Genomic DNA, 25,801 nt, shown 5'->3' on the forward strand with positions numbered 1-25,801 from the left:
GAAGACCGTGTCGCCCGCATCGGGGGCAAGCCCCCTCCCACACTTCGATTTGTGAATACATTCAAAATGTGGGAGGGGGCTTGCCCCCGATAGGGCCCGACCCAACACCGCAAACCTTACGCCTACACTCTCCTTGATCCGCTCCCCAGCCCAGGCCTACTCTGTTCGTCTGCCCGCGCTGAGCCGCCCACAAGGAAGGCCCCATGTTCGAACACCACGCCACACTCAAAAAGCATTTCAGTGCCCTGCGCACCACCGCCGAGTTTTTCTCCCTGCGTTATGTGCGCGAATCCGGCCACTACCTGTCGGTGCGCAAGAACGTCGCCGCACCGCCGCACCTGAACCACGACGAAGGCGCCATGCTCACCGTGCGCGTCAACGGTGTCGAAACCTACGCCGCGACCCACGATATTTCCCTGCCCGGCCTGCAAGCTGCGCTCGAGCGTGCCGAACAGCAAGCACGCCTGATAAAACCCCACGCCCTGCTCGACCTGCGCGAGCAACACGTGTCCAGCGACGTCGCCGATTACCTGTCGCCCCACCTTGAGCAAGCCTTCCCCTCCTTGAGCGACTGCTACCAATTGCTCGGCGCTGAATCTGCAGCCGTGCCCCGGGACGAGCGCCTGGTGAACTGGGAAGTCAGCCTCGGCCTGAGCCACGTCGAACAGATCTACCTCAACAGCGCCGGCGCGGAACTGCGCCAGGCCCAGCGTTTTGTGTTCCCTGGCGTCAACGTCACGGCCTACGACGGCAACGACAGCCAGTCGCGCACCCTCGGCGGCAGCAACTTCGGCCAGCAAGGCGGGTTTGATGTGATCGAGCGCTTCGGCCTGGTCGGCGCCGCACCGCGCATCGCCGACGAAGCCCTGCAACTGCTGCTGGCGCCGAACACGCCGCAGGGCCCGCGCGACCTGCTGTTGATGCCCGACCAGATGATCCTGCAGATCCACGAATCGATCGGCCATCCGCTGGAACTCGACCGCATCCTCGGTGACGAGCGCAATTACGCCGGAACCAGTTTTGTGAAGGCCAGCGACTTCGGCCACCTGCAATACGGCTCCAAGCTGCTCAACGTGACCTTCGACCCGGACATCCCCGAACAACTGGCCAGCTACGGCCACGACGACGACGGCACCCCGGCCAGCAAACAATTCCTGATCCGCGAGGGGCTGCTGCTCAAGCCGCTGGGCGGGGCGTTGTCGCAATTTCGCGCGGGCATGAGCGGCGTCGCCAACAGCCGCGCCAGCAGCTGGAACCGCCCGCCGATCGACCGCATGGCCAACCTGAACATCGAGGCCGGCGACCAGAGCCTGGCGCAACTGATCGGCGGCATCGAACACGGCATCCTGATGTCGACCAACCGTTCGTGGTCCATTGACGACGCGCGCAATAAATTCCAGTTCGGTTGCGAATGGGGCCAGTTGATTGAAAACGGCGAGCTCAAAGGCGTGGTGAAAAACCCCAACTACCGCGCCATCTCCGCGCAGTTCTGGCGCAACCTCAGCGCCGTGGGCGACGCCAGCACCTTCCAGGTGTTGGGCACGCCGAACTGCGGCAAAGGCGAGCCCAACCAGGTGATCCGCGTCGGCCATGCCTCGCCCGCCTGTGTATTCAGCCATGTCGACGTATTTGGGGGAGACGCCTGATGAACAACTTCAAGGCATTGGTGGAGTGGCTCAAGCAGGCCCTCACCGACAAAGAACAATTTCACCTGGGCTACGCCGCGGAATCGTCCGAATTCGTGCGTTTCAACCACGCCAAGGTGCGTCAGGCCGGGCAGGTGCAACAGGCCAGCCTGACCCTCAAACTGATCAACGATGGCCGTCATGCCGACCTCGGCATCACCCTCGGCGGCGAGCCGGCGCTGGACCGCCAGCGCCTCGCCGCGGGCCTGCAACAGTTGCGCGAAACCTTGCCGTTGCTGCCGCACGATCCGTACCTGTTGCTGAACCACAACGCCTGGCAGAGCCAAAACGAACAGGCCCGGCCGCTGCCCGAGCTGGGCCAGGTGCTGGAAGACATCAGCCAGGCGGCACACGGCGTCGATCTGGTCGGCTTCTACGCCGCTGGCCCGATCAGCCGTGGCTTCGCCAGTTCGGACGGCGCGTTCGGCTGGCATCAGGCCAATAGTTTCAACTTCGACTTCAGCCTGTTCCACGCCAACGGCGAAGCGGTCAAAGCCAGTTACGCCGGCAATGAATGGAACAGCGCCGAGTTCGCCCGCCGCTTCCAGCAGGCTCGCGAACAGCTGGAATTCCTCGGACGGCCACTGCACAAGCTGGCGCCCGGCGAGTACCGCGCCTACCTGGCGCCGGCAGCCCTGGAAGAAATCATCAGCATCATCACCTGGGGCGGTTTTTCCGCCCAGGCCATCGCCAGTAAAAGCAGCTCGCTACAGCGGCTGTATGCCGGCGAGCAGGCGTTGAGCACTCTGGTGACGGTGGATGAGCACATCAGCGGCTCGCTGAGCCCGGCGTTCTCCAGCGAAGGCTACCCGTGCAGTGACGTCACGCTGATCAACGCCGGCCAGGGCGCCGGCCAACTGGTCAATTCGCGCAGCGCCGCCGAATACGGCCTCAGCGCCAACGGCGCCAGCAGCGACGAGTCCCCCAGCGCGTTGCAGATGGCGGCGGGCAGCCTGGCCCAGGCCGATATCCTCAAGCAATTGGGCACCGGGCTGTACATCAGCAACCTGTGGTACCTGAACTATTCCGACCTGCCGGCAGCGCGCCTGACCGGCATGACGCGGTTCGCCACGTTCTGGGTGGAAGACGGCGAGATCAAGGCGCCGGTCAGCACCATGCGCTTCGATGACAGCGTCTACAGCCTGCTCGGCTCACAACTCGAAGCGCTGACCGCAGAGCGCGAACTGTTGCTGTCGGCCAGTACCTACAGCCAGCGCAACACCGCGTCCAATCTGTTGCCGGGGGCATTGGTCAAGCGCCTGACCCTGACCCTCTGACCGACAGTAGTCTGCTTGTGGGAGGGGGCCCCTCCCACATTGTTTTGTGTTGATTTCAGACGCATTGCTTCGACATGTCCTACAGCTAAATCAGACCTCTCTCACCGCCCGCCCAAGGCCGGTTGTCGCCTGTAAAAAACCCCGTTATAACGGTTAGTGGCACCCCGCCACCTAACCCACGTGCCCGCACGTGATGCATGACCTCGCCCGGGAAAAGGCAAGCTGGAGCATTGACATGAACCATGGAAGTTTTGTCATAGAAAAGCTGTTCAAGCACTACAACGTTCATGTTGAGCAACTAGGTCACCATCCGCAAAAGAAAACCGTGCTGATGGTCAATGGCGCGCTATCCACCACGCGCTCCTTCGCCCGCACCAGTAAATGCCTGGCCGAGCATTTCAATGTGCTGCTGTTCGATTTACCGTTCTCAGGCTATTCACGCGAGCACAACACCGACCTGGACCTGGTGACCAAGGACGACGAAGTGCAAATCCTGCGGGCGCTGGTGGAGCGCTTCCAGGTCAACCACCTGGTATCGGCGTCGTGGGGCGGCATCTCCACGCTGCTGACCCTGGCACACAACCCGCCCTCCATCGAAAGCTCGGTGGTGATGGCGCTGGCGCCGAACCTCAACCAGGCGATGCTCGACTATGTGGAGCGGGTGCGCGTGCTGATCGAAGCCGACGACAAATCCGCCGTCGGCCACTTGCTCAACGACACCGTGGGCAAATACCTGTCGCCGCGACTCAAGCGCAACAACCATCGGCACCTGTCGAACATGGCCACCACCGAATACCGCCAGGCGCGCTTTCATATCCACCAGGTGCTGGCGCTGGGCGATGGCAACTACCTGCCACAGCTCAGCCGGATCGAAACGCCGGTGCATTTCCTCAACGGCACGCTGGACGAATACACCCCGGCCGCCGAGGCCCGACTGTTCCAGCACTACGTAGGCCGCAGCAGCTTTGCCGTCGCCGAACATACCGGGCATCTGCTCGACCTGGAGTCCCGCGAAGCGGCGCGGGCGGTACATCGCGCGCTGCTGGATTTCCTGGTGGGCGAGCATGCGATGTTGTCGGATGTAGACGAACCTTCAGTGGGAAAAGGAGCGACGAATGGCGCATAATCGCCGACACATAGCCTCCTAACAAAAGGGATCCCATGCCGAATCGCGCCCCTCTCGATGCCAAGACCGCCCGCTGGCTCCCCTGGGTGGTCGCGATTGCCTTCTTCATGCAATCGCTGGATGGGACGATTCTCAACACGGCACTGCCGGCGATGGCCCGGGACCTCGCGGAAAACCCGCTGCGCATGCAAGGGGTGGTGATCGCCTACATGCTCACCGTCGCCTTGCTGATCCCGGCGTCGGGCTGGATCGCCGACCGCTTCGGCACCAAGAAAATCTTCTTTGGCGCGATCATGCTGTTCAGCATCGGCTCGCTGCTGTGCGCGCTGTCCAGCAGCCTGACCATGCTCGTCGGCGCGCGGGTGGTCCAGGGCCTGGGCGGGGCGCTGATGCTGCCGGTCGGCCGGCTGGTGGTGCTGCGCGCTTATCCGCGCTCCGAGCTGGTGCGGATCATGGGCTTCATCACCATCCCTGGCCTGCTCGGTCCGTTGCTCGGCCCGACCATGGGCGGCTGGATGGTGCAATACCTGACCTGGCACTGGATTTTCCTGATCAACCTGCCGGTGGGCATGATCGGCTGCTACGCCGTGTGGAAACTGATCCCCGACCTGCGCGGCAGCGAGCGCACGCGGTTCGACGGCATCGGCTTCCTGCTGTTCGGCGCGGCGATGGTGTTGATCACCATCGCCATGGAAGGCCTGGGCGAATTGCACCTGCCGCACCTGCGGGTGATGTTGCTGCTGTTCGGCGGGCTGGCCTGCCTGGCGGCCTATTGGCTGCGCGCCGGGCATATCGATAACCCGCTGTTTGCGCCGGGGCTGTTCAAGACCCGTACCTTTGCGGTGGGCATCCTGGGCAACCTGTTCGCACGCCTGGGTAGCGGCGCCTTGCCGTTTCTGGTGCCGTTGCTGTTGCAGGTAGCCTTGGGCTATTCACCGTCCCAGGCCGGGATGAGCATGCTGCCCCTGGCGGCGGCGGCGATGCTGGCCAAGTCGGTTGCACGGCCGTTGATCGAACGCCTGGGCTACCGCGTGGTGCTGACCGGTAACACCCTGGCCTTGGGCCTGATGCTGGCGAGCATGGGCCTGGTCAGCGAACAGACGCCCTACCCGCTGCTGCTGGGCATGCTGGCGATACTCGGGGCGATCAACTCCTTGCAGTTCACCGCGATGAACACCGTTACCCTGATCGACCTCGACGATGCCCAGGCCAGCAGCGGCAACAGCTTGCTGTCGGTGGTGGCACAACTGTCCCTGAGCCTCGGCGTGGCCTGCGCCGGTGCGCTGCTCGGCGGGTTCACCGCCGAATCGGGCAATGACGGCGTGAGCACGGTACTCGGCGCCTTCCAGCTGACCTTCCTCACCGTGGGCATCATGGCAATGCTGGCGGCGGCGATCTTCCTGCAACTGTCGCCAAAAGACGGCAAACGCATCGGCAGCCGCGAACACGACATCGAACACTAGCAGGCGTCTCGTCGAGAACTTGCAGGGAAAATCCCACGGGACTGCTACACTGCGCGACATTTTGTTTTTGCAGAGCCAGTCCCGTGACCACCATCGCCACCGCTTTTAATACGTTGCCGCTCTCCGCCGCCATGCTGGCTAACCTCGACTCGCTGGGTTATGCCGAGATGACGCAGATCCAGGCGCAGAGCTTGCCGGTGATCCTCAAGGGGCTGGACCTGATTGCCCAGGCCAAGACCGGCAGCGGCAAGACGGCTGCGTTCGGCATCGGCCTGCTGAACCCGATCAACCCGCGCTACTTCGGCTGCCAGGCCCTCGTGATGTGCCCGACCCGCGAGCTGGCCGACCAGGTGGCCAAGGAAATCCGTCGCCTGGCCCGCGCCGAAGACAACATCAAGGTGCTGACCCTGTGCGGCGGCGTGTCCCTCGGCCCGCAGATCGCCTCCCTGGAACATGGCGCCCACGTCATCGTCGGCACCCCGGGCCGCATCCAGCAACACCTGCGCAAGGGTTCGCTGGTGCTCGACGGCTTGAACACGCTGATTCTCGACGAAGCCGACCGCATGCTCGACATGGGTTTCTACGACGCCATCGAAGACATCATCAGCAAGACCCCGGCCCGCCGCCAGACCCTGCTGTTCTCGGCCACCTACCCGGTGAGCATCAAGCAGTTGGCCTCGAAATTCATGCGCGCGCCGCAGCAAGTGAAGGCCGAAGCGTTCCACTCCGACGACCAGATCGAGCAGCGTTTCTACGAGATCTCGCCGGAAGAACGCATGGAGGCCGTCACCAAAGTCCTCGCGCATTTCCGTCCGGCCTCGTGCGTGGCGTTCTGCTTCACCAAGCAGCAAGTGCAGGAAACCGTCGACCACCTGACCTCCAAAGGCATCTCCGCCGTCGGCCTGCATGGCGACCTGGAACAGCGTGACCGCGACCAGGTGCTGGCGATGTTCGCCAACCGCAGCACCTCGGTACTGGTCGCCACCGACGTCGCCGCCCGCGGCCTGGACATCGATTCGCTGGACATGGTGATCAACGTCGAACTGGCCCGCGACTCGGAAATCCACATCCACCGCGTCGGCCGCACCGGCCGTGCCGGTGAGACCGGGATCGCCATCAGCCTGGTGGCGCCGTCCGAAGCGCACCGCGCCCAGGCCATCGAGCAGTTGCAGAAGTCGCCGCTGAACTGGGACCAACTGGACAACCTCAAGCCACAGAGCGGTGGCCCGCTGCTGCCGCAGATGAGCACCCTGTGCATCGCCGCCGGCCGTAAAGACAAGGTCCGTCCGGGCGATATCCTCGGCGCACTGACCGGTGAAGCCGGCATTCCGGGGGCCCAGGTCGGCAAGATCGCGATCTTCGATTTCCAGGCGTTTGTGGCCGTGGAACGCAGCGTCGCCAAGCAGGCGTTGCAGCGCCTGAACGACGGCAAGATCAAAGGCCGCTCGCTGCGCGTGCGGATCCTGTAAACGATCTTTCGAACAATAGAGATCCCCTGTAGGAGGGGGCTTGCCCCCGATGGCGGCGGACCAGTCAACTCATCAGGTGACTGACATACCGCCATCGGGGGCAAGCCCCCTCCCACATTTGACTGTATTTCAAATCAGAACATGTATGAGGACACCGTTTTGCGCTCGACCGAAGTTGTGATCATTGGCGCCGGCGCCGCAGGCTTGATGTGTGCTCTGACCGCCGCAGGGCGTGGGCGCAAGGTGATGCTGATCGACCACGCGAACAAGGCCGGCAAGAAGATCCTGATGTCCGGCGGCGGTCGCTGCAACTTCACCAATATGTACACCGAACCGGCGAACTTCCTCTCGCACAACGCGCACTTCTGCAAGTCCGCCCTGGCCCGCTACACCCAATGGGACTTCATCGGCCTGGTGGCCAAGCACGGCGTGCCGTACCACGAGAAGAAGCTCGGCCAGTTGTTCTGCGATAACAAATCCAGCGACATCCTCGGCATGCTGCTCGACGAGTGCATCCAGACCGGCGTGAGCCTGCACCTGGACACCTCGATCGAAACCATCACCAAGCTCGACAGCGGCTACCAGTTGCAGACCACCCTGGGCGAGCTGCGCTGCGAATCCCTGGTGATCGCCACCGGCGGCCTGTCGATCCCGACCCTCGGCGCGACCGGCTTCGGTTACCAGGTGGCCAGGCAATTCGGCCACGAACTGCTGCCGACCCGCGCCGGGCTGGTGCCGTTCACCATCACCGACCAGCTCAAGGAGCTGTGCGGCGAGTTATCCGGCACGTCGGTCGATTGCCTGGTCAGCTGCAACGGCCAGAGCTTTCGCGAGAACCTCCTGTTTACCCATCGCGGCCTGAGCGGGCCGGCGATTCTGCAGATTTCCTCCTATTGGGAGTCCGGCGACACGGTCGAGATCAACCTGCTGCCCGACCACGACGCCCACGCCTGGCTGCAACAGCAACAAGCCGAGCGCCCCAACAGCGAGCTGAAAACCCTGCTGGGTGAAATCTTCACCAAGAAGATGGCCAACCTGCTGGCAGAAACCTGGTTCGTGTCCAAGCCGATGAAGCAGTACACCCACGCCGAACTGGCCGACATCGCGCAAAAACTGGCGAGCTGGCAATTGGTACCGGCAGGCACCGAAGGTTATCGCACCGCCGAAGTGACGCTGGGCGGCGTGGATACGCGGGAAGTGTCGTCCAAGACCATGGAATCGCTGAAAAGCCCGGGCTTGTACTTCATCGGTGAAGTGCTGGATGTGACCGGCCACCTCGGCGGCTTCAACTTCCAGTGGGCCTGGGCTTCCGGCTACGCCGCCGCGCAATATGCCTGACACAACGCGGTAAAAATGTGGGAGGGGGCTTGCCCCCTCCCACATTTTGATTTTCAGTGTGCCCGGGAGAAATTTTGTGCAGTGATGTGATCACCACCCTTGCCGCAGCGTCCTTGATAGCTCAATTTAGCGGCATCGTCCCGGAAGACTCCAGCCTTCATGTCATCGACCTCGTTCAAGCAGTCCATGCGGCGCCTATGGGCACTGGATAAATTCAGTTACAGCGTTCGGGTATTCATCGCCCTCACCGGCAGCATGACGCTGTGCTGGTATCAGGATGAAATGACACTGCTGATCCCGCTGTTCCTGGGGATTATCGCCAGTGCCCTGGCCGAGACCGACGACAGTTGGCAAGGCCGCCTCAACGCCCTGGCGGTGACGCTGGTGTGTTTCAGCATTGCCGCGCTGTCGGTGGAGCTGTTGTTCCCCTACCCCTGGGCCTTCGCGGTCGCCCTGGCCCTGGCGAGTTTCGGCCTGACCATGCTCGGCGCCCTCGGTGAGCGTTATGGCGCGATCGCGTCGGCCACCTTGATCCTGTCGGTCTACACCATGATCGGCGTGGACCAGCGCGGCGGTGCCGTCACGGATTTCTGGCACGAACCGCTGCTGCTGGTGGCCGGCGCCGCCTGGTACGGTGTGCTGTCGGTGCTGTGGCAGGTGCTGTTTTCCAACCAGCCGGTGCAGCAGAGCCTGGCGCGGTTGTTTCGCGAGTTGGGGCGTTACCTCAAGCTCAAATCGTCGCTGTTCGAGCCGATCCGCCAGTTGAACGTGGAGGCGCGCCGCCTGGAGCTGGCCCAGCAAAACGGCCGGGTGGTGGCCGCGCTGAATGCGGCGAAGGAAATCATCCTGCACCGCGTCGGCAATGGCCGGCCGGGCTCCAAGGTCAGTCGTTACCTCAAGCTGTATTTCCTGGCCCAGGACATCCACGAACGCGCCAGCTCGTCGCACTATCCCTACAACGCCCTGGCCGAGGCCTTCTTCCACAGCGATGTGCTGTTCCGCTGCCAGCGCCTGCTGCGCCAGCAAGGCAAGGCCTGCGAGGCCCTGGCCGAATCGATCCAACTGCGCCAGCCGTTCATCTATGACGCCAGCTTCGCCGAAGCCTTGGGCGACCTGAACGCCTCCATGGAACACCTGCGCATCCAGAGCAACCCGGCCTGGCGCGGCCTGCTGCGTTCCTTGCGTGCGCTGGCGGCCAACCTGTCGACCCTCGACCGCCTGCTGGGCGACGCGAGCAACCCGGACGCCCTGGCCGACGCCAGCGACAGCAACCTGCTTGACCGTGCCCCACGCAACCTCAAGGAAATGTGGACGCGCCTGCGCACCCAGCTCACGCCGACTTCGCTGCTGTTCCGCCACGCCTTGCGCCTGGCCCTGGCGTTGACCATCGGCTACGGCACCCTGCATGCGATCCACGCTTCCCAGGGCTACTGGATCATCCTCACCACCCTGTTCGTCTGCCAGCCCAACTACGGCGCCACCCGGCGCAAGCTCGGCCAGCGGATCATCGGCACAGCCATCGGGCTCACCGTGGCCTGGGCGCTGTTCGACCTGTTCCCCAGCGCCCTGGTGCAGTCGATGTTCGCCATCGCGGCGGGCCTGGTGTTCTTTATCAACCGCACCACCCGCTACACCCTGGCCACCGCGGCGATCACCCTGATGGTGCTGTTCTGCTTCAACCAGGTGGGCGATGGCTACGGGCTGTTCCTGCCACGCCTGTTCGACACCTTGATCGGCAGCGTGATTGCCGGCCTGACCGTGTTCCTGTTCCTGCCGGACTGGCAAGGCCGGCGCCTGAACAAAGTGCTGGCCAATACCCTGACCTGCAACAGCATCTACCTGCGCCAAATCATGCAGCAATACGCCGCCGGCAAAAGCGACGACCTGGCTTACCGCCTGGCCCGACGCAACGCGCACAACGCCGACGCGGCGCTGTCCACCACCCTGGCGAATATGCTGATGGAGCCGGGGCAGTTCCGTAAGGAGGCCGACGTGGGCTTCCGCTTCCTGGTGCTGTCCCACACCTTGCTCAGCTACCTGTCGGGGCTCGGCGCGCACCGCGAAACCCAACTGCCGGCCGACGTGCGCGAGCACTTGATCGACGGCGCGGGAAAAACCCTGGCGGCGAGCATCGACGAAATCGCCACGGGGCTGGCCAATAAACAGCCGATCTCGATTCAGAGCGATGCCGAGGAAGCCTTGGCTGCGGAGCTGGAACAGATGCCGGAAGAGATCGATGAGGGGCAACGTCTGGTGCAGACGCAACTGGCGTTGATTTGCCGGCAGTTGGGGCCGTTGCGCACCCTGGCGGCCCACCTGATCAAAGACACCAGCGCGGCGTAGGCCACTACATGCCGTGCTGCTTCATCAACCGCGCATAACTGCCGTCGGCCTTCATCTTGGCAATCTCGCGGTCAAAACCGGCAACGATCTGCTCATGCTCGGGGTTCTTCAGACTGACCAGAATATGCAGGCTGTTTTCACTCAACGGCTGCGGCAAAAACTCCACCGCATTGCGCACCCGCGCCGACTCCTGCGCCAGGTAATAACGGGCAACGAATTCGTCCTCCACCGTCAGGCGTACCCGGCGCGCAACGAGCATCCGCACCGCCATGGCGAAGTTGTGTACCGGGACTTTCTGTAACTGCGTGTCCTGGTCGAACGCCGCGGAATACGCATACCCCCGCACCACGGCGATGGGATAGTTGTGCAGTTGCTCAAGGTTCTGGAACTCGATGGGATCGTCGCGACGCTTGATAAAAACCAGGCGGTTGATCAGGTATTCAGCGGAAAACTGCCCCAGGCGCGTGCGGGCCTCGTCATACCAGGCGTTGACCACCACGTCATAGCGCCCATCGCCGACCCCCATCAACGCGCGAGCCCAGGGCACCTGCTCGAAATCACTGGCATAACCGGCGCGGGCCAAGGCTGTGCTGACAATATCGGTAGCCAGCCCACCATTGATCAAGGTGGCATCGGTAAAGGGTGGCCAGGCATCTGCCACCAGGCGCAGACGCTGTGCGAACGCCGGCTGGGCCAGCAACAACATTCCAATCAAAGCAACGGCACGAGAGAATCGCGGCATGCTTAAAGTCCTTGGCAGGCAGGCGGTGGCCCTGGCTCAGGCGGTGCCTGAGGATGTAACAGTAGCTCAGATTACACAAAGAACCCGCCGCTGAATGCACACAATGATGGCGGATTGATGTCACTGATCCAAACAGTCGATTTAGACAGAAGTGCCCGCCGCGCTTACTATCCGGGACAGACACTTCCAAGAGAACCACACCATGACAGTCGAATGGGTCTGCAAACATCACAACGACCTGGGCAAGGAACAGCTGTACGCCATTCTGCGCCTGCGCAGCGAGGTCTTCGTTGTCGAGCAAAAGTGCGTCTACCAGGACATCGACGGGCAGGACCTGCAAGGCGATACCCACCATCTGATGGCCTGGAAAGGCGACGACCTGGTGGCCTACCTGCGCCTGCTGGACCCGGAGACCCAGGCCGGGGATGTGGTGATCGGCCGGGTGATCGTGGCACCGATGGCACGCGGCACCGGGCTGGGGCATCTGCTGATGGAGGAAACCCTCAAGCAGATTGACGATATCTGGCCAGAGACGCCGATCTTTCTCTCAGCCCAGGCGCATTTGCGGGGGTATTACGCGCGGTATGGTTTTTTGGTGGCGGGTGAGGAATACCTTGAGGACGACATTCCGCACATCGGCATGCGGCGCGCCTGATGGCCCCATCGCGAGCGGGCTTGCTCGCGATAGCGTCAGCCCAGCTGACCGCCAAGCCTCAGGGATAACCCAAGACCTGTTTGATCGACGCCAGATTCGCCTCGATCCACCGCCGATCGATCGCGCCCCAGTCGCGAATCCGATAGCACCCCGCATGATTGCGCGCGCCGTCTTCCTGCTCGAACTCGCAGACGATATCCAGATCCGCCAATGCCGCAATCGTGTCCTGCGCGGTGCGCCGGGGCATGCCCGTCACCTCGGTCAGCGCCGGCACGCTGCTGGCCTGCTGGCTGTCGATCAGATACGCCACGTACAGGCGGCGGTAGAAGCTGCTCTTGGTCTTGCTCACATCCATGGTCAACCGCCTTGGAAAGTCAGGGTTTGCCCTGCAGGTCGCGATACGTGAGGTACACGCGCAGGTCGAATTCCACCTGATGGTAGCCCGGCATCATGTACTCACAGAGTTTGTAGAACGCTTTGTTGTGGTCCGATTCCTTGAAGTGCGCCAGTTCGTGTACCACGATCATGCGCAGAAATTCCGGGGCGGCCTCCTTGAACAGCGCGGCGATCCGGATTTCTTTCTTGGACTTCAGATTGCCGCCCTGCACCCGCGAAATCGTGGTGTGCAGGCCGAGGGCACGGTGGGTCAGGTCGAGGCGGTTATCGAACAGCACTTTGTCGATAGCCGGCGCGTTGCGCAGGTGCTCCTGTTTCAAGGCCAGCGCGTAGGCATACAGGGCCTTGTCGCTCTGCACGGCGTGACGTTCGGGGTAACGCTGCTCCAGGTAGGCGCCCAACTGGTCCTTGGCGATCAGTTGGCGCACTTGCTCCTGAAGGGCAGCGGGATAGGCCTGGAGGTATTTCAGCGCGGTCATTGAGGTCTGCAACAGGGTTCGAATGGGCGCCAGTGTAGCGAATTCAGCAGGAACGGGCGCGCAACCAGTCGACCACCGCCCCGGCCATCAACGGTGGGGCCGCCCATGGCCCCTGGACAAACGGGCAACCATTGGCCTTGAGCCACTGGGCTTGCTCCAGCGTCTCTACGCCCTCGGCGACTACCAGCACACCGAAATGCCCGCACAACTCGATAATGCTACGGGCCATCGCCGCATCCCGCGCCGAGCCCGGCAGGCCCGCGACCAATTGGCGGTCCAGCTTGAGCGTGTCGAATGGCAGGTCGCGCAGATGGGCCAGGGAACAGTGGCCGGAACCAAAATCATCCAGGGCGATGCGTACCCCGACCGCGCGCAGTAACTTGAACTGCTTGGCGGACGCTTCGAGGTTATGCATCAGGCTGTCCTCGCCGATTTCCACCTCCAACTGGCGCCCCTGCAACCCATGTCGGTCGAGTACTTGCTGCAGTTGGCTCGCCAGGTTGGGCATGTTGAACTGGCTGCTGCTCAGGCTCACGCTCAACACCAGTTCATCCTCGAACATGGCTTGCCACACCTGACGCTGAGCGGCGACCTGGTGGTAGATCCAGGCACTCAACTGGCTGATCAGCCGCGCCTCTTCCAGCAGCGGCAAAAACAGCCCCGGCGGTACATCGCCGACACTCGGGTGCTGCCAGCGCAACAACGCCTCGACGCCGCGCAGATGGCCGTCCTCCAGAGACACCTGGGGCTGGTACACCAGGGTGAAATCCTTGTTCTGAATGGCGTTGCGCACGCTGTCCTCGAGCATCAGCCGCGAGCGGGCACGACCGTTCATTTCCTGATCGTAATAGCGATATTGCTGACGCCCCGCACGCTTGGCCTCATACATGGCGATGTCAGCCGCACGCAACAGGCCGCCCAAGTCCGAGCCGCAATCCGGAAAAGTCGCGATGCCGATGCTGACCCCGAGCATCACCTCCAAGCCATCCACCTGTTGGCAAACAGACACCCGCTCGATCAGTTTTTCCGCAATCTTCGCCGCCTGTTCGGGGAACTCCAGCTCCAACAACGCCGTGAATTCATCCCCACCCATGCGTCCGAGAATGTCGTAGGAACGCAGGCAGCTCTGCAACTGTTCCGAAACCCAGCGCAGCACCCGATCACCCGCGTCATGCCCCAGCGAGTCGTTGACCCGTTTGAAGCCGTCGAGGTCCAGGTACAACAAGACCAGCGACTGCTCGGTGCGATCGCTGCGCAGCAGGGAGTTTTCCACGGCCTGGTAAAAGCCACGACGGTTCAACAACCCGGTCAGCGGGTCGGTCACCGCCTGGAACTCCAGTTGCTGATGCAGGTGGCAGACCTCGGACATGTCCAACACGGTCACCACCATGGCCTTCTGCTCGGCGGGCAACGGCGCACAAGAGAGCGCCACCGGCACCTGCTGACCGCGGCCGGTACGCAAGATCGCATCATGCAAACGCCAGGTTTGGCCTTGACGGAAACCGGCGTACATCTGCGATTCCAGCCAGGCAGGCACATGGGGTTTTTGCAGGAAACTCAAAAAATCCTTGCCCTTGAGCTCATCGTGCGTGGCATTGAGCAGGCGCGAAATCGCCGGGTTGGCGTACTCGATCACGCCCGCATCACTCACCACGAGGATGCCTTCGGCGGCGTTGTCCAGCACCGAGGCATTGAAGGCGCGGGCGGACTCCAGGTCATGGCTCAGGCGCTGCAACGCCCGACGGGTGCGCTGCTGCTCCAGCAACGCCTGGACCTTGGGCTTGAGGATATGCGGGTCGAAGGGTTTAAACAGGTAATCGATGGCGCCGCTGGCATAACCTTCCAGCACGGCGGCCGGCGATTGCGCATTCGCGCTGAGAAAGATGATCGGCGTCATGCGCGTGCGCTGGCTGCCGCGCATCAGGCGGGCGACTTCAAAACCGTCCATGCCGGGCATCATCACGTCGAGCAGCACCAGGTCTACCTCGTGCTGGAGCAACAGTTCCAGAGCCTCCAGGCCGGAACCGGCGGTCACCACCTGCCAGTCATCACCTTGCAAAAGGGCGCGCATGCTAATCAGATTTTCCGGGTAGTCATCGACCACCAGAAGAACCGAACCGCCATCGCCTTGGTGTGGAGCGCATTCCATGCTACGTCTCTTCCTTAAGGTACCGCACCGGTCAGTTCTGAGAGAAAACCCGGGCAAGCACTGAGGTCTCACTCTAGCCTTGGTTCCCAAAAATCAGAAGTGAAGCGGGGGCCATCATCGCACCAAAGACTGCTAAGCCGACTAACGGTCAACCCCTGCAGCCCACGGTTCATGGGGAACATGGCTTTTTGACATTCCCTTGGCGTCAATAATTTGCCAGGCATTCATTAACAAGCGGCGGACTACCGCCTATAAAGATGCTGTCTGGCCCAAGGGCCAAAGCCTATATCTATCTGTAAAAAGGCCTACGCCATGATTGATCTTTCCACCTGGAACCTGAGCATTCCGGTCGGCTCGCCCCCCGCGACCATCAACACCCCGAAGCTGATGAGTGGCTTCAATGACCAATATTTCCAGGCCGAAGGCAGCAACGTGCAATTCTGGACACCCGTCACCGGCACACGTACCGAGAACGCCATTTACCCCCGCAGCGAACTGCGCGAAACCTACGCCGACGGGCGTCTGCGCAACTGGACCTACCCCGAAGCCGACAATTATCTGCGCGCCACGCTGGCCGTCAACCAGGTGCCCTCCTCCGGGAAAATCGTCATCGGCCAGATCCACGCCTACGACAGCCAGAAACCCTTGATCAAGGTGGAATACCAGTTCAAGGAAAAAACCCAGACCGGCAACATTGTCGCCAAGGTCCGCATGCGCCCGGACGACGATGAAAGCCGGGTGATCATCGTCGCCTCCAATGTGCCGCTGGAGAAGAGTTTTACCTACGTGATCAACCTCAACAAAGCCGGGTTGCTCAGTGTCGTAGCAGCCGACGGGCAGTGGAATGAGCGCATTGGCGCGGCCTGGGGCAGCAAGCCGCTGTATTTCAAGGCGGGGGCGTATGTGCAGGACAACAGCGGGGATAGCAAGGAAGGGGCGAAGGTGACGTTTGCGAAGTTGGATATTGATCACGAGTGAACGGATTGGCCTCATTACGAGCAGGCATTGTCTGATCAGCACAATGAGCACGCCCTGGTAAACGCCGTTCCCCTGTGTAGCCTTAGGACTCGGTGCTGGTCCTACACGCCTGCAAGCTGATCAAATTCCAGCCGCAAAAAAAGCCCGCATCGCTGCGGGCTTCTTTTTAAACGCTTGAGGCTCAGTTCACCTTAGCGTTCAACTCACCTTTCAGGTAACGCTGGTACATCGCTTCCAGGGAGATCGGCTTGATCTTCGAAGCATTGCCCGCAGTACCAAACGCTTCATAACGTGCGATACACACATCGCGCATCGCGGTCACGGTGGCACCGAAGAATTTACGTGGGTCGAATTCGCTCGGGTTGGTGGCCATCAGGCGACGCATCGCGCCGGTGGATGCCAGGCGCAGGTCGGTGTCGATGTTGACCTTGCGCACGCCGTACTTGATGCCTTCGACGATTTCTTCAACCGGTACGCCGTAGGTTTCTTTGATGTCGCCGCCGTACTGGTTGATGATCGCCAGCCACTCTTGCGGCACCGAGGAAGAACCGTGCATCACCAGGTGGGTGTTGGGGATGCGCTTGTGGATTTCCTTGATGCGGTCGATGGCCAGCACGTCGCCGGTAGGCGGCTTGGTGAACTTGTAGGCGCCGTGGCTGGTGCCGATGGCGATGGCCAGGGCGTCGACCTGGGTCTTCTTGACGAAGTCGGCGGCTTCTTCCGGGTCGGTCAACATCTGGCTGTGATCCAGCACGCCTTCGGCGCCGATGCCGTCTTCTTCGCCAGCCATGCCGGTTTCCAGGGAACCCAGGCAGCCCAGCTCGCCTTCAACCGAGACGCCGCAGGCGTGAGCCATGGCCACGGTTTGTTGGGTGACGCGCACGTTGTACTCGTAGTCGGTCGGGGTCTTGCCGTCTTCGCCGAGGGAGCCGTCCATCATCACCGAGCTGAAGCCCAGTTGGATGGAACGCTGGCACACGTCCGGGCTGGTGCCGTGATCCTGGTGCATGCACACCGGGATGTGCGGGAATTCTTCGATCGCGGCGAGGATCAGGTGACGCAGGAACGGGGCGCCGGCGTATTTACGCGCACCGGCCGAAGCCTGGACGATCACTGGGGAGTCGGTCTTGTCAGCGGCTTCCATGATGGCGCGCATCTGCTCAAGGTTGTTGACGTTAAAGGCTGGGACGCCGTAGCCGAACTCGGCTGCGTGGTCCAGCATTTGACGCATGCTGATAAGTGCCATTGTGTTGTCTCTCCCGGTCGAGGGTCGTTAATCGTGCAAGCCTGCCGTAGCGGCGGCTGCTATTCAAGTTATTGCCGGTCAGGCTTTGCATACCTGGCCTGCTGAATCGTTTTTTCACTATCCGGTTCACTGCCTGTATCACTTTGGAACCGGATCAATGTGGGAGGGGGCTTGCCCGCGATGGCGATTTACCTGTCGACATCGCGGGTGGCTGACCCAACGCTATCGGGGGCAAGCCCCCTCCCACATTTTGGTCTCATTAATGTTGAGACCGTGTTCTGTTTACTGGGCCTTGCAGCCACGCCCGATCAGATCGTCGGTGGCCACCCAGTAAACCAGGCCTTCCTCACCTTTTGTGTGAAACGCCAACTGATCGTTGCTGTAGAGCACACCCGATGCCGCCACGTCCTGCTTGAGGCGGTAAACCTGGGTCGAGCCGCCGAGGCGGACATCCACTTCGGTGCGGGCCGGGTTGGCAAAGCGCCAGTTGACCTCGGCCTTGCTGTCGCAGGTCCAGGTCGTCCATTTGTCGGCAGGCTCTGCCTTGTTGAACATGTTCATGCTGCTGCAACCGGCCAGTAAGGCCAGTGCTGCCAGGGCGAAAACGCCTTTCATTGCCAATCCTCGCACGCAGGCCTTGGGCCTGCGTTGCAGTCGGTTAGTTGATCAGACCCTTCAAGGGCAACCCTGTTCCTGACCGTTGGGCGCAGAGTCGTATTTCTCCAGCCGTTCGTTGCCCATGCGCTTGTTGATCACCGGCATGGTCTCGGCTTGCCAATCAGCTTGGTAGCAGCTTTTTTTCTGCGCCGGCAGCGCCTTTCCAGGCGCCGGCGCCGCGCTCGGCGTGCTGCCGCAGCCGGCCAACAGGCCCGCTGCGATCACCAGTGCCAACGACTTGATCATGGGAAGGCTCCTTTTCCTGATCTGCCTCAGCCTTTGGCTCGGCTTTCCAGGACTTCAACCGCCGGCAGGACCTTGCCTTCGACGAACTCGAGGAACGCGCCGCCACCGGTGGAAATGTAGGAGATCTGGTCGGCAACGCCATATTTATCGATGGCCGCCAGAGTGTCGCCGCCGCCAGCGATGGAGAATGCCGAGCTTTCGGCAATGGCCTTGGCCAGCACTTTGGTGCCGTTGCCGAACTGGTCGAACTCGAACACACCGACCGGGCCGTTCCACAGGATGGTCCGGGAGGCTTTCAGCAATTGCGCGAAGTTGGCTGCGGTTTGCGGGCCGATGTCCAGGATCATGTCGTCAGCGGCCACGTCATCGATGAGTTTGACGGTGGCTTCAGCGCTTTCGGCAAATTCCTTGGCCACGACCACGTCCACCGGCAGCGGCACGCTGACCTTGGCCGCGATGGCGCGAGCGGTGTCCAGCAGGTCCGGCTCGTACAGCGACTTGCCCACCGGGTGACCGGCTGCGGCCAGGAAGGTGTTGGCAATGCCGCCGCCGACGATCAACTGGTTGCAGACCTGGCTCAGGCTGTTGAGCACGTCCAGCTTGGTAGAGACTTTGGAACCGGCCACGATGGCCGCCATTGGTTGGGCCGGCGCCTTCAGGGCCTTGCCCAGCGCGTCCAGCTCGGCAGCCAGCAACGGGCCGGCGGCAGCGACCTTGGCGAACTTGGCCACGCCGTGGGTCGAACCTTCGGCGCGGTGGGCGGTGCCGAAGGCGTCCATCACGAACACGTCGCACAGGGCGGCGTATTGCTGGGCCAGTTCGTCACTGTTCTTTTTCTCGCCCTTGTTGAAGCGCACGTTTTCGAACAGCACGACGTCGCCGGCTTTCACGTCGACGCCGCCGAGGTAGTCAGCCACCAGCGGCACGTCGCGGCCCAGGGCCTTGCTCAGGTAATCGGCCACAGGCTTGAGGCTGTTTTCGGCCGAGAACTCACCTTCGGTCGGACGACCCAGGTGGGAGCAGACCATCACGGCCGCACCTTTTTCCAGGGCCAGCTTGATGGTCGGCAGCGAGGCCAGGATTCGCGCATCGCTGGTGACAACACCGTCCTTGACTGGGACGTTGAGGTCTTCGCGAATCAGTACGCGTTTACCTTGCAGATCGAGGTCGGTCATCTTCAACACGGTCATGGGTGGCAATTCCTGAGGCTAAAGTTTTGGAGAGGCTGTTTGCAGATAGTGTTCTGCGACGTCCAGCATTCGGTTGGCAAACCCCCATTCGTTGTCGAACCAGGCCAGGATATTCACCAGCCTCGGGCCGGAAACGCGGGTCTGGCTGGCATCGACAATCGCCGAATGCGGGTCATGGTTGAAATCACAACTGGCGTGGGGCAACTCAGTGTAGGCCAGCAAACCTTTGAGCGGGCCGCTGGTGGCGGCGTCGCGCAGAATCCGGTTGACCTCCACCGCATCGGTGTCGCTGACGGTTTGCATGGTGATGTCCAGGCATGAAACGTTCACCGTCGGCACCCGCACGGCTTTGGCCTGAATTCGCCCGGCAAGTTCCGGCAACAGCCGTTCGATGCCACGCGCCAGACCGGTGGACACCGGAATCACCGACTGAAACGCCGAACGCGTGCGGCGCAGGTCTTCATGGTGATACGCGTCGATCACCGGCTGGTCGTTCATCGCCGAGTGGATGGTGGTGATCGACACGTAGTCCACGCCGATCGCCTGGTCCAGCAGGCGTAACAACGGCACGCTGCAGTTGGTGGTGCAGGAAGCGTTGGACACCAGCCGCTCAGCGCCGGTCAGGCAATCCTGGTTGATGCCGTAGACGATGGTGGCGTCGACATCCGCCTCGCTGGCCATCGGCTGGGAAAACAGCACACGCGGCGCGCCGGCATCGAGAAAACGCTGGCCGTCGGCACGGGTGTTATAGGCACCGGAGCATTCCAACACCAGGTCGACGCCCAGCGCCGCCCAGTCGATGCCCTCGGGGGTGGCACTGCGCAGCACTTTCACGCAGTCGCCCTTGATATGCAGACAATCGCCTTCCACCCGCACTTCGCCGGGGAACCGGCCGTGGGTGGAGTCAAAGCGTGTCAGGTATTCGATGCTGGCCATGTCGGCCAAATCGTTGATCGCGACAATCTCAAACCCGGCCGCCGCCCCTCGCTCGAACAGAGCACGCAAGACGCAACGACCAATACGGCCGTAGCCGTTGAGTGCAACTTTGTAAGGACGCGGTTGGGGCATGGGGTTCTCGCAGTGTGGGCGACACAAACCATCTAACCAATGTAGGAGCGAGCTTGCTCGCGAAGAACGAGAGAGCGCCGCGTCAAACCAGAGACGCTGCGTTATCGTTGACGATCTTCGCGAGCAAGCTCGCTCCTACAGTGGGTGCGATGGGCAGTCGCCACCGCACATCTGTGTGCAGCAGCCAGTTGGCCACCGCGTTCGCGCTTTTAGTCTTCCAGCAGCTCTTCAGCCTGACCCAGGATGTTTTCCAGGGTGAAACCGAACTCTTCGAACAAGGCTGGCGCCGGCGCCGACTCACCGTAGGTGGTCATGCCGATCACGCGGCCTTCCAGGCCCACGTACTTGTACCAGTAGTCGGCGTGAGCCGCTTCGATGGCGATACGCGCGCTGACCTGCAGCGGCAATACCGATTGCTTGTAGTCGGCGTCCTGGGCTTCGAACACGCTGGTGCAAGGCATGGACACCACGCGCACGTTGCGGCCCTGGGCAGTCAGCTTGTCGTAGGCCTGAACGGTCAGGCCGACTTCGGAACCGGTGGAGATCAGGATCAGCTCCGGCTCGCCGATGCAGTCCTTGAGCACGTAGCCACCACGGCTGATGTCAGCGATCTGCGCGTCAGTGCGAACCTGATGTTGCAGGTTCTGACGGGAGAAGATCAGCGCCGAAGGGCCGTCCTTGCGCTCGATCGCGTGTTTCCAGGCCACGGCGGATTCGACCGCGTCGGCTGGGCGCCAGCAATCCAGGTTCGGCGTGGTGCGCAGGCTGGTCAATTGCTCGACCGGCTGGTGGGTCGGGCCGTCTTCGCCCAGGCCGATGGAGTCGTGGGTGTACACGTGGATCACGCGTTTCTTCATCAGCGCGGCCATACGCACTGCGTTGCGCGCGTATTCCATGAACATCAGGAAGGTCGCGCCGTAAGGCACCAGACCGCCGTGCAGGGACACGCCGTTCATGATCGCGCTCATGCCAAATTCGCGCACGCCGTAGTACATGTAGTTACCGCTGGCGTCTTCGGCGGAGACACCTTTGCAACCTTTCCATAGGGTCAGGTTGGAACCGGCCAGGTCGGCCGAACCGCCGAGGAACTCAGGCAGCAACGGGCCAAAGGCGTTCAAGGTGTTCTGGCTGGCTTTACGGCTGGCGATAGTCTCGCCCTTGGCCGCGACTTCGGCGATGTAGGCCGAGGCTTTTTCCGCGAAGTCGGCAGGCAGGTCACCGGCGAGGCGGCGTACCAGCTCATTGGCAAGCTCCGGGAATTCGGCGGAGTAGGCGGCGAAACGCTGGTCCCACTCGGCTTCGGTGGCCAGGCCTTGTTCCTTGGCGTCCCATTCGGCGTAGATGTCGGCCGGGATTTCGAACGGGCCGTAGTTCCACTTCAGCGCTTCACGGGTCAGGGCGATTTCCGCGTCACCCAGCGGGGCGCCGTGGCAGTCTTCTTTGCCTTGCTTGTTCGGCGAGCCGAAACCGATGGTGGTCTTGCAGCAGATCAGGGTCGGCTGCTCGCTCTTGCGGGCGGTGTCGATGGCGGTCTTGATTTCTTCCGGATCGTGGCCGTCGACGTTGCGGATCACCTGCCAGTTGTAGGCTTCGAAGCGCTTAGGGGTGTCGTCGGTGAACCAGCCTTCGACTTCGCCGTCGATGGAGATGCCGTTGTCGTCGTAGAAGGCAATCAGCTTGCCCAGGCCCAAGGTACCGGCCAGGGAAGCGACTTCGTGGGAAATGCCTTCCATCATGCAGCCATCACCCAGGAATACGTAGGTGTGGTGGTCGACGATGTGGTGGCCGGGGCGGTTGAACTGCGCGCCCAGGACTTTTTCAGCCAGGGCGAAACCGACGGCGTTGGCCAGGCCTTGGCCCAGGGGACCGGTGGTGGTCTCGACGCCTGGGGTGTAGCCGAATTCCGGGTGACCCGGGGTACGGCTGTGCAACTGGCGGAAGTTTTTCAGATCGTCGATGGTCAGATCGTAGCCGGTCAGGTGCAGCAGCGAGTAGATCAGCATCGAGCCGTGGCCGTTGGACAGCACGAAGCGGTCACGGTCGGCGAAAGACGGGTTGGTCGGGTTGTGTTTCAGGTAGTCACGCCAGAGTACCTCGGCGATATCCGCCATGCCCATCGGGGCACCGGGATGGCCGCTGTTGGCTTTTTGCACGGCATCCATGCTGAGGGCACGAATGGCGTTGGCACGCTCACGACGGCTGGGCATCGCTGTTCTCCTGAGGGTTGAATAAAAGAAACGGAAAAAAGGACCGGCATTTTCCCTCAGCCACCGCCTGCGGGCAATGACAGATAGTCACTTGAGGGCGTTTTTCCTGTGGTTTGCGCGGCAATCGCCTGCAGAACCCTGCCGCCGCTTCGTCTAACGGGAATAGCGCTCGCTTATAACCGCCACTTATCGACCAATATCAAAACTTTTTGATATTGGCCTTGCGATGATTTCCACCCGTCACTAGACTGCTGGCCTTATGAACCTACCCGTGCCCTCCCTGCGTCCCGACGATGGCGATGAACTGGCTGCCTTATGCAAGGCCGCTGGCGATCCGTTGCGCCTGAACGTCTTGCGGGTGCTGGCCAACGATTCCTTCGGCGTGCTGGAACTGGCGCAGATCTTCGCCATCGGCCAGTCGGGCATGAGCCATCACTTGAAGGTCCTGGCCCAGGCCGACCTGGTGGCCACCCGCCGCGAAGGCAATGCGATTTTTTACCGCCGTGCCCTGCCCCACACCGAGTTGCTCGGCGGCAAGCTGCACAGCGCGCTGCTGGAAGAAGTGGACAACTTGAGCCTGCCCGGCGACGTGCAATCACGCATCGGCCAGGTTCACGGGCAGCGCGCGGCGGCCAGCCAGGACTTTTTCTCACGGGTCGCCGAGAAGTTTCGCGCTCAGCAAGACCTGATCGCCGGCTTGCCGCAATATCGCGAAAGTGTACTGGCGTTGTTGGACAAGCTGAGCTTCAGTCATAAAGCGACGGCCCTGGAAGTCGGGCCTGGCGATGGCGGCTTTTTGCCGGAACTGGCGCGCCGCTTTCAACAGGTCACGGCGCTGGACAACAGCCCGGCGATGCTCGAACTGGCACGCCAGCTGTGCGAGCGCGAGGCCTTGGGCAACGTCAGCCTGCAGTTGGCCGATGCCCTGAATGACACCAGCCTGCGGGCCGATTGCGTGGTGCTGAACATGGTCCTGCACCATTTCGCCGCCCCCGCCGACGCCCTCAAGCAGATGGCGAATTTGCTGCAACCCGGCGGTAGCCTGCTGGTTACAGATTTATGCAGCCACAACCAGAATTGGGCCAGGGAGGCCTGCGGTGATCTCTGGTTGGGTTTTGAACAGGACGATCTGGCCCGTTGGGCCACCGCTGCGGGACTCGTTCCCGGGGAAAGCCTCTATGTAGGTTTACGTAATGGTTTCCAGATTCAGGTCCGCCATTTTCAGCGACCGGCTGGCGACACTCACCATCGGTAAATATCAGGAAAACATCGAGATGAGCGAATACTCCCTTTTCACCTCCGAGTCCGTGTCTGAAGGGCATCCGGACAAAATCGCCGACCAGATTTCTGATGCGGTGCTGGACGCCATCATTGCTGAAGACAAGTTCGCCCGTGTGGCGTGCGAGACTCTGGTGAAAACGGGCGTGGCGATCATCGCCGGCGAAGTCACCACCACGGCCTGGGTCGACCTGGAGCATATCGTCCGCGAGGTGATCACCAACATCGGCTATAACAGCTCCAACGTCGGCTTCGACGGCGCGACCTGCGGCGTGATGAACATCATCGGCAAGCAGTCCCCGGACATCAACCAGGGTGTCGACCGCGCCAAGCCAGAAGACCAGGGCGCCGGCGACCAGGGCCTGATGTTCGGCTACGCCAGCAACGAAACCGACGTGCTGATGCCAGCGCCGATCACCTTCTCGCACCAACTGGTGCAGCGCCAGGCCGAAGCCCGCAAATCCGGCCTGCTGCCGTGGCTGCGTCCGGACGCCAAGTCCCAGGTGACGTGCCGTTATGAAGGCGGCAAAGTGGTCGGTATCGATGCTGTCGTGCTGTCGACCCAGCACAACCCGGACGTTTCCTACGCCGACTTGCGCGAAGGCGTGATGGAACTGATCGTCAAGCACGTGCTGCCGGCTGAACTGCTGAACAAGGACACCCAGTTCCACATCAACCCGACCGGCAAGTTCATCATCGGTGGCCCGGTGGGCGACTGCGGCCTGACCGGGCGCAAGATCATCGTCGACAGCTATGGCGGCATGGCCCGTCACGGCGGTGGCGCGTTCTCCGGCAAAGACCCATCCAAGGTTGACCGTTCGGCGGCCTACGCCGGTCGCTACGTGGCCAAGAACATCGTTGCCGCTGGCCTGGCCGAGCGTTGCGAGATTCAGGTGTCCTACGCCATCGGCGTGGCCCAGCCTACGTCGATCTCGCTGAACACCTTCGGCACCGGCAAGATCAGCGATGACAAGATCGTCAAACTGGTGCGCGAGATCTTCGACCTGCGCCCTTACGCGATCACCACCATGCTCGACCTGCTGCACCCGATGTACCAGGAAACCGCGGCCTACGGCCACTTCGGCCGTACCCCGGCGCAGAAGACGGTCGGCGACGACACCTTCACCACCTTCACCTGGGAAAAAACCGACCGCGCCAACGACCTGCGTATCGCTGCCGGCTTGTAATCGCTTGCGCTACCCAAAGCCCTGCCGGGTTCGCCCGGCGGGGCTTTTTATTGTCGGGAGTTTCGCCTCGGTGTTCACATTTTTTGGATCCAAACCTTGCAGGCTAAATAGTGGCCCACTAGAATCCGCGCCCTCTCGGGCCCTCCACCTTATTCTGGATATTGCACTGCGCCGGCTCGGGACTCATCAGCGCGCAGGCAATCGGACATTGAGGTTTTCATGCAAATTTCCACGCTCGCCCCTGCCGCCCTGCTGCTCAGCCTGTTTGCCCTGCCGGTGAACGCCGCCGACCTGAGCGCACTGAGTGGCGCACTGAGCTCCCAGCTCGGTGGCGGCAACTCCGGCGACTGCCAGCAGCATGCCAAAGACCTGCAAACCAAGATCGACGCGGCCAACGCCAAGAACGACGCGTTGAAAGTGAAGGCCTTCGAAGCTGCGCTGGAGCAGGTCAACAAAGGCTGTAACAAACTCGCCGAGTCCCAGGCCAACGTCGATGCCAAGCAGCAAAAGCAGCAGGCCAAGGCAGAAAACAACGATGCCGTGAAAGCCCTGGGTGGTCTGTTCAAGTAAGCAGAAACACCCGGTAAAAAGCCCCGCTCTGTCGGGGCTTTTTTGTGGGCGC

22 protein-coding genes are annotated in these 25,801 nt (G+C 62.0%); 12 read left to right on the forward strand and 10 right to left on the reverse strand.

Annotated elements, in window-relative coordinates:
- Positions 1-203: 203 nt before the first annotated feature.
- The 7 genes from MOQ67_RS29380 to yccS all read left to right on the forward strand — a co-directional run bounded on the left by MOQ67_RS29380 (position 204) and on the right by yccS (position 10,701).
- On the forward strand, positions 204-1,646 hold the full coding sequence (locus MOQ67_RS29380) for a TldD/PmbA family protein (RefSeq protein WP_448675750.1): 1,443 nt from the start codon (positions 204-206) through the stop codon (positions 1,644-1,646).
- On the forward strand, positions 1,646-2,962 hold the full coding sequence (locus MOQ67_RS29385; RefSeq protein ID WP_104904319.1) for a TldD/PmbA family protein: 1,317 nt from the start codon (positions 1,646-1,648) through the stop codon (positions 2,960-2,962). Before MOQ67_RS29380 ends, MOQ67_RS29385 begins: the two co-directional genes overlap by 1 nt.
- Before the next feature lie 235 nt (positions 2,963-3,197).
- Positions 3,198-4,088: an alpha/beta fold hydrolase gene (locus MOQ67_RS29390; protein ID WP_017844942.1), complete on the forward strand. Its 891-nt coding sequence runs from the start codon at positions 3,198-3,200 to the stop codon at positions 4,086-4,088.
- 35 nt (positions 4,089-4,123) lie between these two features.
- Complete coding sequence (gene mdtD / locus MOQ67_RS29395; RefSeq protein WP_102617718.1) at positions 4,124-5,551, forward strand: multidrug transporter subunit MdtD; 1,428 nt, start codon at positions 4,124-4,126, stop codon at positions 5,549-5,551.
- 131 nt (positions 5,552-5,682) lie between these two features.
- Positions 5,683-7,020, forward strand: a complete 1,338-nt coding sequence (dbpA, locus tag MOQ67_RS29400; RefSeq protein WP_231590016.1) for an ATP-dependent RNA helicase DbpA — start codon at positions 5,683-5,685, stop codon at positions 7,018-7,020.
- 159 nt (positions 7,021-7,179) lie between these two features.
- Positions 7,180-8,358 (forward strand): BaiN/RdsA family NAD(P)/FAD-dependent oxidoreductase, encoded by a 1,179-nt coding sequence (locus MOQ67_RS29405; RefSeq protein WP_104904598.1) that lies wholly within the window; start codon positions 7,180-7,182, stop codon positions 8,356-8,358.
- A gap of 159 nt (positions 8,359-8,517) precedes the next feature.
- Positions 8,518-10,701, forward strand: coding sequence for a YccS family putative transporter (gene yccS, locus MOQ67_RS29410; RefSeq protein ID WP_104904318.1), 2,184 nt, complete (start codon positions 8,518-8,520; stop codon positions 10,699-10,701).
- Between the two features lie 4 nt (positions 10,702-10,705).
- On the opposite strand, the gene MOQ67_RS29415 is transcribed toward yccS, so the two are convergent.
- Entirely contained in the window at positions 10,706-11,443 is a 738-nt protein-coding gene (locus MOQ67_RS29415; protein ID WP_046487940.1) for a substrate-binding periplasmic protein, read from the reverse strand.
- A gap of 202 nt (positions 11,444-11,645) precedes the next feature.
- Between MOQ67_RS29415 and MOQ67_RS29420 the strand changes: the two genes are divergently transcribed.
- Positions 11,646-12,098 carry a GNAT family N-acetyltransferase gene (locus tag MOQ67_RS29420; protein WP_104904317.1) on the forward strand — a complete coding sequence of 151 codons (453 nt, stop codon included), beginning with the start codon at positions 11,646-11,648 and terminating at the stop codon, positions 12,096-12,098.
- A gap of 58 nt (positions 12,099-12,156) precedes the next feature.
- On the opposite strand, the gene MOQ67_RS29425 is transcribed toward MOQ67_RS29420, so the two are convergent.
- Genes MOQ67_RS29425 through MOQ67_RS29435 form a run of 3 tightly spaced genes read right to left on the reverse strand, consistent with a single transcriptional unit; the run spans position 12,157 to position 15,122 of the window.
- Positions 12,157-12,453, reverse strand: coding sequence for a winged helix-turn-helix domain-containing protein (locus MOQ67_RS29425; protein WP_017844949.1), 297 nt, complete (start codon positions 12,451-12,453; stop codon positions 12,157-12,159).
- 19 nt (positions 12,454-12,472) lie between these two features.
- The gene (locus tag MOQ67_RS29430; protein WP_010207148.1) at positions 12,473-12,973 is read right to left on the reverse strand and encodes a M48 metallopeptidase family protein; all 501 of its coding nucleotides are present in this window, start codon (positions 12,971-12,973) and stop codon (positions 12,473-12,475) included.
- Positions 12,974-13,016: 43 nt separating this feature from the next.
- Complete coding sequence (locus tag MOQ67_RS29435) at positions 13,017-15,122, reverse strand: putative bifunctional diguanylate cyclase/phosphodiesterase (RefSeq protein WP_017844950.1); 2,106 nt, start codon at positions 15,120-15,122, stop codon at positions 13,017-13,019.
- Between the two features lie 312 nt (positions 15,123-15,434).
- On the opposite strand from MOQ67_RS29435, the gene MOQ67_RS29440 reads away from it, so the two are divergent.
- A complete protein-coding gene (locus MOQ67_RS29440; RefSeq protein ID WP_102617721.1) occupies positions 15,435-16,100 on the forward strand; it encodes a polysaccharide lyase family 7 protein in 666 nt (221 codons plus the stop codon).
- Positions 16,101-16,281: 181 nt separating this feature from the next.
- Here the strand turns inward: MOQ67_RS29440 and fba are convergent, their stop codons facing one another.
- The 6 genes from fba to tkt form a co-directional block, all read right to left on the reverse strand.
- On the reverse strand, positions 16,282-17,346 hold the full coding sequence (gene fba / locus MOQ67_RS29445; protein WP_003177554.1) for a class II fructose-bisphosphate aldolase: 1,065 nt from the start codon (positions 17,344-17,346) through the stop codon (positions 16,282-16,284).
- Positions 17,347-17,628: 282 nt separating this feature from the next.
- Complete coding sequence (locus MOQ67_RS29450) at positions 17,629-17,961, reverse strand: MliC family protein (RefSeq protein WP_017844952.1); 333 nt, start codon at positions 17,959-17,961, stop codon at positions 17,629-17,631.
- Between the two features lie 60 nt (positions 17,962-18,021).
- Positions 18,022-18,249: a hypothetical protein gene (locus tag MOQ67_RS29455; RefSeq protein WP_017844953.1), complete on the reverse strand. Its 228-nt coding sequence runs from the start codon at positions 18,247-18,249 to the stop codon at positions 18,022-18,024.
- Between the two features lie 26 nt (positions 18,250-18,275).
- Positions 18,276-19,439 carry a phosphoglycerate kinase gene (locus MOQ67_RS29460; protein ID WP_017844954.1) on the reverse strand — a complete coding sequence of 388 codons (1,164 nt, stop codon included), beginning with the start codon at positions 19,437-19,439 and terminating at the stop codon, positions 18,276-18,278.
- Between the two features lie 18 nt (positions 19,440-19,457).
- Positions 19,458-20,507 (reverse strand): erythrose-4-phosphate dehydrogenase, encoded by a 1,050-nt coding sequence (gene epd, locus MOQ67_RS29465; protein ID WP_017844955.1) that lies wholly within the window; start codon positions 20,505-20,507, stop codon positions 19,458-19,460.
- A 209-nt stretch (positions 20,508-20,716) separates the two neighbouring features.
- A complete protein-coding gene (tkt, locus tag MOQ67_RS29470) occupies positions 20,717-22,714 on the reverse strand; it encodes a transketolase (protein ID WP_017844956.1) in 1,998 nt (665 codons plus the stop codon).
- A gap of 259 nt (positions 22,715-22,973) precedes the next feature.
- Here tkt and MOQ67_RS29475 point away from each other — a divergent pair, with 259 nt between their 5' ends.
- The 3 genes from MOQ67_RS29475 to MOQ67_RS29485 all read left to right on the forward strand — a co-directional run bounded on the left by MOQ67_RS29475 (position 22,974) and on the right by MOQ67_RS29485 (position 25,749).
- A complete protein-coding gene (locus tag MOQ67_RS29475) occupies positions 22,974-23,969 on the forward strand; it encodes an ArsR/SmtB family transcription factor (RefSeq protein ID WP_026139787.1) in 996 nt (331 codons plus the stop codon).
- Positions 23,970-23,988: 19 nt separating this feature from the next.
- Positions 23,989-25,179 carry a methionine adenosyltransferase gene (gene metK, locus MOQ67_RS29480; RefSeq protein ID WP_017844958.1) on the forward strand — a complete coding sequence of 397 codons (1,191 nt, stop codon included), beginning with the start codon at positions 23,989-23,991 and terminating at the stop codon, positions 25,177-25,179.
- 219 nt (positions 25,180-25,398) lie between these two features.
- Positions 25,399-25,749, forward strand: coding sequence for a DUF1090 family protein (locus MOQ67_RS29485; RefSeq protein ID WP_017844959.1), 351 nt, complete (start codon positions 25,399-25,401; stop codon positions 25,747-25,749).
- The last annotated feature ends 52 nt before the right edge of the window (positions 25,750-25,801 follow it).

The organism is Pseudomonas sp. LY-1, assembly GCF_053502595.1.